At 68.3% G+C, this 14,135-nt stretch carries 13 protein-coding genes; 10 read left to right on the plus strand and 3 right to left on the minus strand.

Annotation, left to right across the window (positions count from 1 at the left end; genetic code table 11):
- The first annotated feature begins 6 nt into the window (after nt 1-6).
- From FV222_RS01525 to FV222_RS01555, 7 genes are all read left to right on the plus strand, one after another.
- Nucleotides 7-1,092: a hypothetical protein gene (locus tag FV222_RS01525; RefSeq protein ID WP_147812765.1), complete on the plus strand. Its 1,086-nt coding sequence runs from the start codon at nt 7-9 to the stop codon at nt 1,090-1,092.
- A complete protein-coding gene (locus tag FV222_RS01530; protein ID WP_147812766.1) occupies nt 1,093-2,478 on the plus strand; it encodes a VWA domain-containing protein in 1,386 nt (461 codons plus the stop codon). It abuts the gene before it with no gap.
- Between the two features lie 137 nt (nt 2,479-2,615).
- The gene (locus FV222_RS30530; RefSeq protein WP_210248429.1) at nt 2,616-2,975 is read left to right on the plus strand and encodes a hypothetical protein; all 360 of its coding nucleotides are present in this window, start codon (nt 2,616-2,618) and stop codon (nt 2,973-2,975) included.
- The gene (locus FV222_RS01540) at nt 2,923-4,302 is read left to right on the plus strand and encodes an AAA family ATPase (RefSeq protein WP_281406860.1); all 1,380 of its coding nucleotides are present in this window, start codon (nt 2,923-2,925) and stop codon (nt 4,300-4,302) included. Before FV222_RS30530 ends, FV222_RS01540 begins: the two co-directional genes overlap by 53 nt.
- Entirely contained in the window at nt 4,302-4,931 is a 630-nt protein-coding gene (locus FV222_RS01545; RefSeq protein ID WP_147812768.1) for a sigma factor, read from the plus strand. The genes FV222_RS01540 and FV222_RS01545 overlap by 1 nt, the downstream gene beginning before the upstream one ends.
- Nucleotides 4,928-5,467, plus strand: coding sequence for a hypothetical protein (locus FV222_RS01550; protein ID WP_147812769.1), 540 nt, complete (start codon nt 4,928-4,930; stop codon nt 5,465-5,467). The genes FV222_RS01545 and FV222_RS01550 overlap by 4 nt, the downstream gene beginning before the upstream one ends.
- A complete protein-coding gene (locus FV222_RS01555; protein WP_147812770.1) occupies nt 5,467-5,760 on the plus strand; it encodes a hypothetical protein in 294 nt (97 codons plus the stop codon). The genes FV222_RS01550 and FV222_RS01555 overlap by 1 nt, the downstream gene beginning before the upstream one ends.
- Here FV222_RS01555 and FV222_RS30895 read toward each other — a convergent pair.
- From FV222_RS30895 to FV222_RS01565, 3 genes are all read right to left on the minus strand, one after another.
- Complete coding sequence (locus FV222_RS30895; protein WP_246685275.1) at nt 5,735-6,079, minus strand: hypothetical protein; 345 nt, start codon at nt 6,077-6,079, stop codon at nt 5,735-5,737. The genes FV222_RS01555 and FV222_RS30895 overlap by 26 nt on opposite strands.
- A gap of 112 nt (nt 6,080-6,191) precedes the next feature.
- On the minus strand, nt 6,192-6,752 hold the full coding sequence (locus FV222_RS30535) for a hypothetical protein (RefSeq protein WP_210248428.1): 561 nt from the start codon (nt 6,750-6,752) through the stop codon (nt 6,192-6,194).
- Between the two features lie 159 nt (nt 6,753-6,911).
- Nucleotides 6,912-7,667, minus strand: a complete 756-nt coding sequence (locus tag FV222_RS01565) for a response regulator (protein WP_147812773.1) — start codon at nt 7,665-7,667, stop codon at nt 6,912-6,914.
- Between the two features lie 331 nt (nt 7,668-7,998).
- Between FV222_RS01565 and FV222_RS01570 the strand changes: the two genes are divergently transcribed.
- From FV222_RS01570 to FV222_RS01580, 3 genes are all read left to right on the plus strand, one after another.
- Nucleotides 7,999-11,793, plus strand: coding sequence for a PAS domain S-box protein (locus tag FV222_RS01570; RefSeq protein ID WP_147812771.1), 3,795 nt, complete (start codon nt 7,999-8,001; stop codon nt 11,791-11,793).
- Nucleotides 11,794-11,957: 164 nt separating this feature from the next.
- Nucleotides 11,958-13,172 carry an FIST N-terminal domain-containing protein gene (locus tag FV222_RS01575; protein ID WP_147812774.1) on the plus strand — a complete coding sequence of 405 codons (1,215 nt, stop codon included), beginning with the start codon at nt 11,958-11,960 and terminating at the stop codon, nt 13,170-13,172.
- Nucleotides 13,169-14,135, plus strand: a 967-nt coding sequence (locus FV222_RS01580) for a HAMP domain-containing sensor histidine kinase (protein WP_147812772.1), incomplete at its 3' end; no start/stop codon positions are given. The genes FV222_RS01575 and FV222_RS01580, both read left to right, overlap by 4 nt.

Genomic DNA, 14,135 nt, shown 5'->3' on the forward strand with positions numbered 1-14,135 from the left:
GCACAGATGAATAGAGACGTTCTGGTCCTCCGAGAAGTTGTCGTCAAGCTCACGCAACTCCTCGCCGGGCAAAAGCTCCTCGTGACGCAGCGCGGCACCCGCGCCTACGTCGCGACGAATCCGAAGACGATGAAGCCCGAGCGGGTCAACATCCCGCACATCCCGGACAACACCAGCCCCGAGCTGATCCTCGCGATCCAGGGGTTCATCGACCACGAGGTCGGGCACGTCCTGCATACCGACTGGAAGTGGACCAAGAAGGCCCACGAGCGCGGCGACCGCTTCCACAGCTACTGGAACATCTTCGAGGACACCTTCATCGAGCGTAAGCAGATGGAGACCTTCAAGGGCGCCGGCTGGAATCTCGCCAAGCTGCACGAGTTCTTCATCGCGGAGATCAGCCTCCCGGCGTTCAAGACGGCCGAGGACAAGGGCGACGCCGCGACGATGTTCGGCGTGATGATCGTGCCGATCGCCCGCGCCTGGTCGGGCCAGAAGATCTTCCAGGAGTGGCTGGACAAGATCGACATCTGGAACCACCCGCAGCTCAAGGCGAAGATCGACCGCATCCGGCCGATCCAGGGCAAGATCGTCAAGATCGCGTCGAGCGAGGACAGCTACAACCTCGCCGAGGAGATCTCGAACCTCCTCAAGGCGCAGAAGAAGCCCGAGAAGCCCACGCCCGCACCCGAGCCCGAAGAGGACGAGGAAGAGGGCGATCCCAACGGCGGCAAGGGCAAGACGCCCGAGGACGAAGGCGAGGGTCCGGCCGAGAAGCCGTCTGCCCCGCAGGCGAAGCACAAGCCCGAGCCGAAGGACGACGAGCCGGCAGGCGATGACGAGGACGAGGGTGACGACGAGGCCGGCACCGAGAACAACGACGACGAGGGCGAGGACGGCAAGTTCGAGAAGGGCAAGGGCGGCAAGGACCCGCTCACGGCCATCGAGCGTCGCGTGCTCACCGCTCGCATCGATCGCGGCAAGGACTTCGCCGACATCGCCAAGCGCATGAAGAAGCCCGCCGACGAGATCGAGCAGGTCTACGACCGCGCCATGACCAAGCTCAAGACCGGTTTCGGGGAGGCTGCTTAAATGTCCGTTGCGATCGACATCCAAGACCAGAAGCTCTGGAACGCCTACAAGACGTTCTCGGACGACGAGGGCAAGGGCGGCGAGCTCGACGACCTCTTCGACAACGAGGATGACGAGGACGCCGACGGCGCGGCCGACGCTGACAACGAGGATGATGATGACGGCCCGGCCGCGCCCTCCCCGTCCGACGACGACGAGGATGAGGACGACGACACCGCCTCTGCCGATGAGGACGAGGAGGGTGACGACGAGCCCAAGCTCCCCGGCAAGAAGCCTGGCAGCAGCGACGAGGAGCCCGAGGACGGCGAGGACGAGAAGGCGTCCGTCGAGAAGGACGACGAGGCCCAGGATACCGCCGAGGGCGATCCTGACGGCCAGGGCGGCACCGAGGATCTCGGTGAGATGGACGTGCCCGACTTCGACCAGCTGCTCGCCGAGAAGATCTCCGAGGACGCTCTCTCGGCCGGCATGGACGCCGACTACATCATCTATACCCGCGACTTCGACGTGATCGCCCCGCTCGCCATCGACAACAGCGAGAAGGCGGTCAAGGACGGCCGCTGGAACGACAAGTGGGTCACGGAGCTGGAGGATGAGACGCGCGGCATGACCGGTGTCATGCAGAAGGACATCCAGCGCATGATGGCTGCTCGCAGCCAGGTCATCCGCGTGCCGGGCTACAAGTCGGGTCGGCTGCACTCGGCGGGTCTCCACCGGGTCCTGGCCGGCGACGACCGCGTGTTCCGTCGGATGCACGAGAACAAGTCCAACGACGTCGTGGTGTCGCTCCTGAACGACAACAGCGGCTCGATGTGGGGCATCAAGATGAAGACCGCGATGACAGCGAGCTACGCGCTGTCATCGACCCTGGAGCGGGTCGGCATCAAGCACGAGGTTCTCGGCTTCACGACCGCCTACTCGAACGCGGCCCAGAAGGAAGCCGACATCGAGGCGACCCGCACCGGCATCGAGTTCTCGCGGGTGATGCCGATCTACATGCCGATCTTCAAAGGCTTCGACGAGCGGATCACGCCCGAGATCAAGCAGCGGTTCGCGGCCGCCCCGCACATGGGCTACCAGAACGCCAACGTCGACGGCGAGAGCGTCGAGTATGCGCTCGCCCGCATCCTCAAGCGCCCCGAGAAGCGCAAGGTGCTGATCGTGCTCTCCGACGGCCAGCCCGCTGCCGACGGCGACATGGGCCAGCAGATCGCGCACTTGAAGCGGACGATCGCCACCGCTGCCCGCATGGGCGTCGAGACGGTCGGCATCGGCATCCTGTCGGACGCGGTGCGCCACTTCTACCCGAAGCACTTCGTCCTCAACCAGGTGAACCAGCTGCCGGGCCTGGTGATGCAGGAGCTCAAGCGGATTCTCACCGCATGAGCTAGCTTGACAGTTACAGAGACGCCATCGACAAACGCAGAGGAGGACGAGCACACATGCGCTTTGGGGTTCGCAGACCAAGCATCCGGGGCCGCATCTCGGCACGCACGTCCTGGAAGCGATATGTCCGTCACAGCATGGGCATCAAGGCGCCGCGCGGATACGGCATCTTCACCAATCCGAAGAAGGCCCTCTACAACCGGGTCTACAATCGCACCACGGTCTCGGTCGATAGCCTGGTCAAGCCGAAGCGCACACGCGCCGACGCCGGTCCTGGTCTCGGTCTCAGGGGCCTCATACCTCACGAACTCGCCCTAGGGCTCGTGTATGGTGGCGTCGCCTTCGCCATCATGGTCGCCCTGCTGATGTGGCTCGGCTTGAGCTTCAAGTGGGCGATGATCCTCATGATGGGTGCCGCGATCCAGGCGGTTGCCGGCACGCCAGGTGTGGTCCTCGCCCTCATCGTCGTCGGCTTCATCATCATCAAGTCGCAGTAGCCACGCCGCAAATTCGACGGGTTCACATTCATCAGTCAGCGGTGACTTGCGAACCCGCGAGAGATCAGCGATAACTGATCTTGCAACAGAGACGCACACAGCGAAGCGCACGAGGAGCCCGCACGATATGACTGCCGTTGCCGCCCAGATCACCACCCCGACCAAGTCCGACAAGATCGAGTGCCTCGTGGACGGCGCGATGGTCCACGTCGTCGCCAACCACCTGAAAACCAGCCACCCCGGCATGACGCTCGACGCCTACCGGGCGAAGTTCCCCGGCGCGCCGGTGCTCTCGCCCTACGCCGAGCTAATGCTCGCGCAGAAGCAGGCTGAGAAGGCCGTGACCTCGACCGCTGCGATCTCGACCGGCACAGCCGCTGCCGGCGTGTTCGAGCGCCGCCCGATGCACGAGGTCTTCGGCGTCGATGCGAGCGCGCCCGCCGTCCTGAACAAGCGCGGGCAGGCGATCCAGGTCAGCTGCGGCAAGAGCCTCGACGCGTCGAGCCAGGCGCTCGTGCCCGAGGTCGACAAGAACTACATCTTCGACCTGGAGCTCACGAAGAACATCCTCATGGGCTTCGAGATGGGCATCAACGTCTACCTCTGGGGCTATCACGGCACCGGCAAGACGTCGGCGCTGGAGCAGGTCTGCGCCCGGACGAATCGTCCGTTCCTGCGCGTGCAGCACACCATCAACACCGAAGAGGCGCATCTCGTCGGCCAGTATGTCGTGCAGGACGGCGCGACGCTGTTCCAGCCCGGCCCGCTGATGGACGCCATGCTCAACGGCTACATCTACTGCGCCGACGAATACGACTTCGCCATGCCGTCCGTGCTCTCGGTCTACCAGCCGGTGCTGGAGGGCAAGTCGCTCGTCGTGAAGGACGCCCCGCCGCACCTGCGGGTGGTCAAGCCGCACCCGAACTTCCGCATCTGCGCGACCGGCAACACCAACGGCTCGGGCGACGAGACGGGCCTCTACCAGGGCACGCAGATCCAGAACGCCGCGAACTACTCGCGCTTCGGCATCACCTGCGAGGTCGAGTATCTCGAAGCGAAGGTCGAGACCGCGATCGTCGCGAGCCAGGCGGGCCTCAAGAAGGAGGATGCTGCCAAGATCGTGAAGTTCGCCAACGACGTGCGCGAGGCGTTCAAGGCGGGCAAGGTCGGTGCGACGGTCTCCCCGCGCGAGCTGATCTCGGCCGGCAAGATCGGCATCATGAAGGGCTCGGACTACTCGGCCGGGATGAAGCTCGCCTTTACCAACCGCCTGTCGCGGGTGGACAAGAAGGTGATCGAGGAGTTCGCGCAGCGGGTGTTCGGCTGATGCGCTTCGAGGACAGCGAGACCCAGATCAAGAAGGCGGCGCCGCGCTATCTGCGGCGCGCCCACGCGGCCGGCGCGGTCAGCGTCACCCTGGAAGACGTGATTGCGGAGCTGAACCTCGCCTGGGTCATCGCCAGCCAGAAGTTCAACCCGAACCTCGGCGTGCCCTTCGCCGCGTATCTGGCGCGGGGCATGATGAACCACGCCAATCGGTTCATCGACGAGCAGATCGGTCACTCCATCAACGCCTACTCCCTCGACGAGGGCGGCAGCGACGACGAGGGCAGCGAGCGTCACGAGTGGCTCGTCGCCGACATGGGCCAGCGCCAGGATGAGGCGCTGGAGGACAAGCAGATGTATGAGCGCGCGATGTCGGAGCTGTCCGTTCCGGCCGCGCAGTTCGTGGAGCTGCTGCTCAACCCGCCGCCGGCCCTCTACGAGGAGCTCGACGCGATCAACGCCCGCACCGCGCACGCGCGGAGCCGAGGCATCGCCACGCAGAGCCCGAAGACGATCACCGGCAACCTGGTGCTCGACCTGATGGGCGTGGAGCGGGCGGAACGGAACCGGATCTATGCCGAGGTCAAAGCCCTCGGCGTCACCTTGCAATCGGAAATCACTCAGCAATGACTGATCTGTCCCTCGCCCCAGGCTGCTACGGCTTCGCCCTGTCCTTCAAAGCAGGCTCGCCCGAGTGCAGCACCTGCCCGTTCGCGGGCCAGTGCGAGATCACCGGCGCCGAGCAGCTTGCGCGCCGTCGCCTGGAGCTCGGGATCACCGTTCGAGAGAAGCGGGTTCGGAAGCCCGTGGCCGAGACCGAGGTCGCGGTCGCTGCGATCGGTCAGGTGCTGACCGACACCCTCCCGAAGAAGGTCGATGAGCTGATCCAGCGCATCGAGAAGGCCGGCATCCGGGTGACGGAAGCCCTGCGCGAGGGCCGCAACCCGTTCTTGAACGAGAAGCCGGCGTTCCTGCGGGTGGCCTGCCACCTGATCCTTCACATGCCGCAGGGGATCGACCGCAAGACGCTGTCGATCGCCTTCCAGAAGAAGCTGAATTGGTCCGAGGGCACGGCGGCCGCCCACGCGACCCAGGCATTCCAGGCGCTCTCGCACCTGGGTGCAGCACACGAGGCCAACGGCCGCCTCACCCTGTCGAGGAACTGATGGACACCCCGAAGACCACGAACCGCGCCGCTCGGCGCAAGGCGGCTGTCGAAGCGCGCGCTGCGGCGCCCGAGCCGTCGGATGCCGTCGAGACCGTCGTCCCGCCGCGCCGCACCCTGATCGTCTACGTCTTCGACGACGCCGAGGGCTTCCAGCGCCACGCTCGCGTGAACGTCGATGGTCTGCCCGATCTCCGGACGCTCCAGCAGGTGCTGGCGACCGAAGAGATCATCGCGAAGGAGAAGGGCCTCAAGGCCGTTCAGATCGTCAACTGGAAGCCCCTGGAGGGCTGAGGAACCACATGCACTCGATTCTGGCAGCCCGCTCCTCATTCTCTCTCGGCGAGAGCATCTTCGCCATCGACAAGCTCGTCGCCAACGCGAGCGCCGTCGGCGCGAAGGCGCTGGCTCTGACCGACACGATGTCGGTGACGGGGCTCCCCGAGCTGACCACCAAGGCGCAGGCTGCCGGGATCAAGCCGATCATCGGCTGTCGCATCCGCCTCGTGGACGACCCCACCTGGCGCAAGATGAAGGACGACAAGAAGGCCCCGCCCGAGTTCTTCGTGACCTGGTATGTCCTGTCCGGCGCCGGGCTGATGGCGCTGTTCAAGCTGCTCTCGCTCGCCAACACCGAGGACCGCTTCTACAACACGCCCAAGGTGTCGTTCGCTGATCTCTACGATGCGCTCGACAGCGTCACTGCGGATGACGTCGCAATCGCGTCAAGCGACGCCCACAGCGTCGTCTTTCACGCTGACGCAGCGAACGTGCTCAAGCGCTGCGCCGACGCTGTGTCGCGCTCTAATGTGTTTTGCACGCTCGTCCCCGTGAACACGCCCTACTGGGACACACTCAACGTCCGGGCGCTCGCGCTCGCCGAGGAGCTCGATCTTCCCACGCTCGTCTCCGTGCCGACCCTCTACCGCGAGGGCGAGGCGGATGCGGCCGACGTGATGAACGCGATCTACCGGAACGTGAAGATGTCCGAGCCCTGGGCTTGGATGAACGCGGCCCGCGACCTGCACCCCAGGAGCCTCAAGGAGCTCGTGGAGCTGTGCAAGGCTGCCCAGACCCGTCTCAAGGAGTTCCGGGGCGTCAGCGGGGCTGGAAATGGCTTCCTGCGGGGTCTCAAGAACACCGAGGCCCTGGCTGACCGCGTCACCTACGCCTGGGCGAAGTCCAAGCACACGCTCCCCGTGATGGCGCCCGACGAGTTCGCGGCCGTCGTCGCCGAGTGCAAGAAGGGCTGGTCGCAGCGCTTCTCGAACGAGGTCTTTGGTCACAAGCCGACGAAGGACGAACAGGCCGGCATCTACAAGGAGCGCCTCAAGTATGAGCTATCCGTCCTCAAGAACCTCGACTTCTGCGGCTACTTCCTACTCGTTCAAGATGTCGTTCTGTTTGCCAAGGGAGCTGGCATTGCTGTCGGCCCCGGACGCGGTTCAGTTGGCGGTTCTCTGGTCGCTTATCTCATGGGCATCACTGACTGCGATCCGATCCGTTTCGGCCTTCTGTTCGAGCGCTTCATCAACCCGGAACGCCTCGACCTTCCCGACGCCGACCTCGACTTCATGTCCACCCGCCGCAACGAGGTCTTCACCTACCTGCTGAACAAGTATGGCAAGGCGCGGGTGGCCGGCGTGTCGAACTTCATGTCGATGGGCGCGGCCTCGTCGCTGGGCGGCGTCGCGAAGGCGTTCGAGATGCCCGAGGAGGAGTATCGCTGCTCCAAGTTCGTGCCGAAGAAGGCGGGCCAGCCCGTCAAGCTCGCCCAGGCGGCCGAGGAGGTCTCGGAGATTGCAGCCTGGCGCGACAAGAACCGCGAGCTGTGGAACGTGGCGCTCCAGATCGAGGGCGCGACGCGCACGATGGGTCAGCACGCGGCCGGCGTCGTCGTGGGCGGCGGCGCCATGGTGCAACGCCTCGCGCATGATGCGCGGCTCCTCGTGGCCCGAGACCACCAGGATCGGCACGCGGGGGAAGCGGGCGCGGATGGTGACGAGGCCGTCGAAGCCCGAGACGCCCTGCATCGACAGGTCGAGCAGCGTCAGCTCGATGTCGCGGTGGGCGGCGAGCACGGCACACGCCGAGGCGATCCCGTCGGCCTCGTGCAGCACCGCCTCCGGGTAGGACAGCCCGATCGTGCTGGCGAGCGCCTCGCGGAACAGCGGGTGGTCGTCGACGATCAGGAGTTCCATGGCTTCGTCCGCCCGGCCGGCCGCAGGATAGCCGCCGCCGCCAATCAGGCGTTGCACATTCGCCCCCTTCGGCCAAGTCCCGGGGTGCGCCCCTACGGGCGGCGGATGGTGAGACGCGGCGGATCTCCGCCAGCCCGATCCGGGCCGTCACGGGTGCGGCGCGGACGTGTTCCTCGCCTGCAACATCGGCCTGCGATCGCGGCGGGTCTTCGGGACGTGATTGGATTTCGCCGACCGCACTCCGTTTGTTCGCGCGAGCACCCGAACGCGGAGCCGGCACGACCGGGCTTCGAACGGGCGGGTGCCGGCTTGCTCGATCTCGGACCGCCTTATGTCAACCTCGTCGCATCGGGCGCAGCCCGATGCCACCGTCCCGACCAAGCGCCCGGCGACGGACGCCTTCCAGATCCTCGTCCTCGTGGCGGGCCTGCTCACGATCGCCGTCGTGTGGGTCGGCCTGTCGTACCACCTGCACCTGCGCGAGCAGACCGCCAGGGAGCAGGCGACCCGCGACGTGGTCAACCTGTCGGTCGGGGTCGAGCAGCACGTCGAGCGGCTCCTCGTCGGCGTCGACCAAGTCATGGGCTTCATCGCCGACGACTTCTTCCGCGACCCCAAGACGTTCGACTTCCACGCCTGGCTCCGGCGCGCGACATCCCTCGAGCACGTCGTCCACCAGATGACCCTGTTCGACGAGCACGGGGACCTTCTCTATGCGCGCACGCCGCTGCCGGCGGGCTCGCCGCGCATCAACGTCCGCGACCGGGCGTACTTCCAGGCGCTGGCCGCGAACCCGGACCAGGGCCTCTACATCGATCGCACGCTGAAGGGTCGGATCACCGGCGCCTACGTGATGCAGGTGGCGCGGCGGCTCGCCCACCCCGACGGACGCTTCGCCGGCGTCATCGTCACCTCGATCGATCCCGATTACCTGGCCGGCCAGTTCAAGGCCTTCGACCTCGGCCCCCAGGGCAGCATCGCCCTCGTTGGCAACGACGGCTTCGTGCGCGCCCGCGCGCCACAGACAGCGGGCATGTACGAGCTGGACACCCGCACCCTCGACCTGCCCAGCAAATACTTCCAACAATTTCAACAAAAGACCTCGGACTCGTTCCGGATGGCGAGTCCCTACGATCACGTCACCCGCATCTACGGCTATCGCTCGGTCGGGACGCTGCCGCTCATCGTCAACGTCGGCAAATCCCTCGACGCGGTGATGGCTCCGCTGGCCGCCGAGCGGCTGCACGCCCAGGTCGCCGGCGCCATCGTGACGGCCGTGCTGCTGGCCGTGATCCTCGTTCTACTGCGTGGCTTGGAGCGCGGCAGCCGGCAGCGGGCGGCGCTGGCGCGGACCAACGCGACCCTGGCCGAGAAGGAGGGCGTCGCCCGCCAGGCCGAGGGCCGGGCGCAGGAGGCCAACCGCCTGCTGAGCCTCGCCGCGCAGATCGCCCATATCGGCCACTGGCGCATCGAGCTGCCCGGAAACGCCCTGTTCTGGTCCGACGAGGTGTTCCGCATCCATGGCCGCGACCCGGAAGCCGGGCCACCCTCTCTCGACGCTGCGCTCGCTTTCTACCACCCGGACGACCGCGAGGCCGTCGCGCGCCACGTCGCGGACGCGGTCGAGACCGGCCAAAGCTTCTCCTTCGCTGCCCGCATCGTCACGTCCGACGGCCGCTTCCGCGACATCGTCTGCCGCGGCCTGTGCGAGCAGGACGCGGCCGGGGCCACGACGGCGGTGTTCGGGACCGTCATGGACGTGACCGACCTGCGCCAGACCGAGCGCGCCGTGATCGACAGCGAGGCGCGCTACAGGCTGCTGGCCGACCACACCAGCGACATGATCGTCCAGGTCGACCTCGACACCACCCGCCGCTACGTCTCGCCCGCCTCGCGCGGGCTCCTCGGCTACGAGCCCGAGGAGCTGATCGGGACGAAACCGATCGACATGGTGCACCCCGAGGACCGGCCCGCGGTCGCCGCCCTCCTCGCGGAGCTCGGGGACGGCCGGCGGACCGAGGCGCTGAAGCGCCAGCGCTACCGCCGCAAGGACGGGGACTACGTCTGGGTCGAGGTCGGCTACCGCCTGGTCCAAGACGCCGCGGGCCGACCCCTCGGCTGCGTCGCCTCGACCCGGAACATCACCGCCCGGGTGGAGGCCGAGCAGCGCATCCGCGCGAGCGAGCACCGTTTCCGCCTGCTGGCGGAGAACACCGGCGAGCTGATCATCCTCGGCCACGACGACGGCCGGCGCTCGTACATCTCGCCGGCCTCCGAGCGCCTCCTCGGTTACGCGCCCGAAGAGCTCGGCGCGATGCGGCTCGCCGACTACGTCCACCCCGACGACCTCGGCCTGCTCTACGCGGCGACGCGCATGCTGTCCCGCGGCCAGGCGGAGGCGACGTGCGAGTACCGGGCGCGGAACAAGGCGCGCGGCTGGATCTGGGTCGAGGGCGTGTTCCGGCGCATCCCGGACGCCCAGGCCGGCGAGCCGACGATCGTCGCCACCTTCCGCGACGTCTCGGAGCGCCGCGCGCAAGGAGAGGCCCTTGCCGACGCCAAGGCGTCGGCGGAACGCGCGAGCGCGGCCAAGACCGACTTCCTCGCCGCGATGAGCCACGAGATCCGCACGCCGCTCAACGCCATCATCGGCTTCACCGACCTGATGGTCGCCTCCGGCCGCCTGCCCCAGGACCTGCAGCGCCAGGCCGAGCTGGTGCGCACGTCGAGCGCGTCCCTGCTCATGGTGGTCAACGACATCCTCGACTTCTCCAAGGTCGAGGCCGGTGCCGTCGCCCTCGACCGGCAGGCCTTCGACCCGCGTGCGCTGGTCTACAACAGCCTCGCGATCGTGCGCGGCGCCGCCGCCGGGAAGGGCCTGGAGGTCCGGGCGGTGATCGATCCGGCCCTGCCCAAGGGCTTGGTGGGCGACGAGGGGCGGCTGCGGCAGGTGCTGCTCAACCTGCTCAACAACGCGATCAAGTTCACGGCGCGCGGCTCCGTCACCCTGAGCGTCCAGCACGGTGGCGCGACCGAGGCCGGCGAGCGCCTGCGCTTCAGCGTGGCCGACACCGGCATCGGCATCGCCCGGGACAAGCAGGACCGCCTGTTCCGGCGCTTCTCGCAGGTGGACGGCTCGATCGGGCGGGATTTCGGCGGGACCGGCCTCGGCCTCGCCATCAGCCGGCAGCTCATCGACCTGATGGGCGGCGAGATCGGCGTCCTGTCCGACGAGGGCGTCGGCGCCACGTTCTGGTTCTCGGTGGTGCTGCCGCACGGGACGGTGGCGCGCAGTATCGCCCTCGTCACGCAGGCTCCGGCGGCGCGGCGCTCGGGCCACCTGCTCCTCGTCGAGGACAACGCGATCAACCAGGAGCTGGCGCGCGCCGTCCTCGAGGTCGGGGGCCACACGGTCGACGTGGTCGACGACGGCGAGGCGGCGATCCGGGCGGTGGAGCGGAGCCGCTACGACCTCGTGCTGATGGACGTGCAGATGGCCGGCATGGACGGGCTGACCGCCACGCGCCGCATTCGCGCCCTCGGCACCCACGCCGCGACCGTGCCGATCGTCGCCATGACCGCCAACGTGCTGACGGACCAAATCGAGGCCTTCCGCGCGGCCGGCATGGACGACCACATCGGCAAGCCGTTCGAGCGGGCGGCGCTCTACCGCCTGATCGACAAGTGGCTGGCTTGGAACGCCGGAACCGCGCCGTCCGATCTGAGCGATGCCGGGCTTCGTGCCGCCCTGCCCGATCAGCAGACCTACGACGCGATGTCGGCGCAGGTCAGGCCCGAGCGGTTGGCCAGCCTGCTGGAGGCGCTGGCCGACGAGTTGGGCGCGAGCTTCCTCGGCGGCGATGCCTCGGTGGAGGAACGCGACCAGCTTCGCTTCGAAGCACATACGCTCACCAGCTCGACCGGCATGCTCGGCTTCACGGCGTTGTCCGATGCCTGCCGGGCGCTGGAGGGCATCCACGAGCAGCGCGTGGTCGGCGAGGGGCTGGAGGTGTTCCGGCAAGACTTGGAGCAGGTCCGCTCGCTCTGCCGCCAGGCGAAGGCGGCATCGCTGGTCCTGCTTCGGGAGACGCAGGCCGGCGGCGCCCGATCGATCGCGAACACGTAGCTCGGGCGTCGGTGCGCCGCGGGCCGAAGGACCCCGTCTCGAACATCCCCAAGCGGCGGCTCGGGGTTTCCGGCCCCGTTGCAGGTTTCGATGGCGCGCCACATACTCGCGCACTTCAACAACCCGCGGATCAACCGGGGGCGGACGACAATCGGGAGCGGGACGTGGCGGACGGAACGCAGGTGCGCACGCATCTGTGCGGCATCAGAACGGCCTGGACGGAGCGCGGCTCCGCCGGCGAGGCCGTGGCCGAGATCGCGCGGGCGTTCGGCGCCGGGGTGGCGCGGCTCCTGGTGTTCTTCTCCCCCGACTACGACCCCGAGACCCTGAACCGTCGGCTCGCCGAGGCGTTTCCGCGGGCCGAGATCGCCGGCTGCACCATGTCGGGCGGGATCGCCCCGGCCGGCGGGCTCGACCGCGGCCTGGTGGCGATCGCGTTCCCGGCCGACGGCTTCCGCATCGTCTCGACGGTGCTCGACGCGATCGACCACCTCGACGTCGAGCGCACCGCGGGCGCGGTGCGGGCCCTGCGCCGCCGGTTGGAGCCGCAGGGGCCCGCCCACACCCAGCCGACCCGGTGCTTCGCGCTCTCGCTGATCGACGGGATGACCAACGCCGAGGAGACGGTGGTCTCGGCCATCACCTGGGCTCTGGAGGGCATCCCCCTCGTCGGCGGCTCGGCCGGCGACGGCCTCACCTTCCGCGACGCGGTGCTGCTGCATGGCGGCGCGATCCACCGCAACGCCGCCGTGCTGCTGCTCGTCGAGAGCGACTTCCCGGTGCAGATCTTCAAGAGCGACAACTTCGAGCCGACCGACGTCAAGTTCGTGGTGACCGCCTCGAACGGCGAGGCCCGCACCGTCTACGAGCTGAACGCGGAGCCGGCCGCGCGCGAATACGCCATGGCGGTGGGGCTCGACCCTGAGCGGCTGACACCGATGAGCTTTGCCGCCTACCCGCTCGCGGTGAAGGTCGGCGGCGAGTACTTCTGCCGCTCGATCCGGCGGCTCAACGCCGACGGCTCCCTCAGCTTCTTCTGCGCGATCGACGAGGGCGTGGTGCTGACGCTCGCCGAGCCGCGCGACATCGTCGCCACCACCCGGGCCGAGCTCGCCCGGCTCGATCTGGCGCTCGGCGGCGTCGACCTGATCATCGGCTTCGAGTGCGTGCTGCGCCGCCTCGACGCCGAGAGCCGGCAGGTGCGCCAGGGCATCGCCGACCTCTACCGCCGCTACGACATGGTCGGCTTCGAGACCTACGGCGAGCAGTACCGGGCGATGCACCTCAACCAGACCCTGACCGGCATCGCCATCGGCAAGCGACCGGCTGATGTGATGAGGCCGGCCGACGCGCCGCCGGCCCCTCCGGCGACCCCATGACCCTGCACCCGCCCGGGCTGGCGGGCGAGGCGTCCCTGCGCCGGCGCATCGCCAAGCTGGAGCGGATCAACGCCGCGCTGATGGCCCATGTCGAGCGCAGCACCGACCAGCGCGGCGGCGCCTACGCCCTGTTCCAGACCGCGATCACCCTCGAGGGGCGCATCCGCACCCGCACCGAGGAGATGACGGCGCTGATGCACCGCCTGGAGCGCTCGAACGAGGCGCTGGCGGCGGCCAAGGACGAGGCCGAGACCGCCAACCGCTCCAAGACCCGGTTCCTCGCCGCCGCGAGCCACGACCTGCTGCAGCCGCTGAACGCCGCCCGGCTCTCGATCTCGGCGCTCGCCGACCTGCCGCTCGGGCCGGAGGCGAGCCTGATCGGGGCGCGGGTCGAGCGCGGGCTGCAGACCATCGAGGACCTGATCAAGACCCTGCTCGACATCTCCAAGCTCGATGCCGGCATCGTCCGCCCGCAGGTGCGGCCGGTCGCGCTGCCCGACCTGCTGGCCGGGCTGGCGGCGAGCTTCACGCCGTTCGCCGCGCGCAAGGGCCTGCGCCTGCTGGTGCGCAGCCCGGACCTGGCGGTGTTGAGCGACGGCCTGCTGCTGCGGCGCATCCTGCAGAATCTGCTCTCCAACGCGATCCGCTACACCGCCTCCGGCGGCGTCGCCCTGGTCGCCCGCCGCCGCGCCGGCGCCGTGCGGATCGACGTGATGGATTCCGGCTGCGGCATCGCCGCCGACGAGCACGCGCTGGTGTTCGACGAGTTCTACCGCGGCAGCGCCGCCGCGGGCGATTCCGGTGGAGCCGAAGCCGACGGCCCGGGTCTCGGCCTGGGGCTTTCGATCGTGCGCCGCATGGCGCTGGCCCTCGACCACCCGCTGGCACTCGCTTCCCGCCCCGGTCACGGCACGCGGGTGTCGCTCACCGTGCCGGAGAGCGACGCGCCGGCCGGGGCGGAGG

The sequence above is a fragment of the Methylobacterium sp. WL103 genome, assembly GCF_008039885.1.
Taxonomy (GTDB): Bacteria; Pseudomonadota; Alphaproteobacteria; order Rhizobiales; family Beijerinckiaceae; genus Methylobacterium; species Methylobacterium cerastii.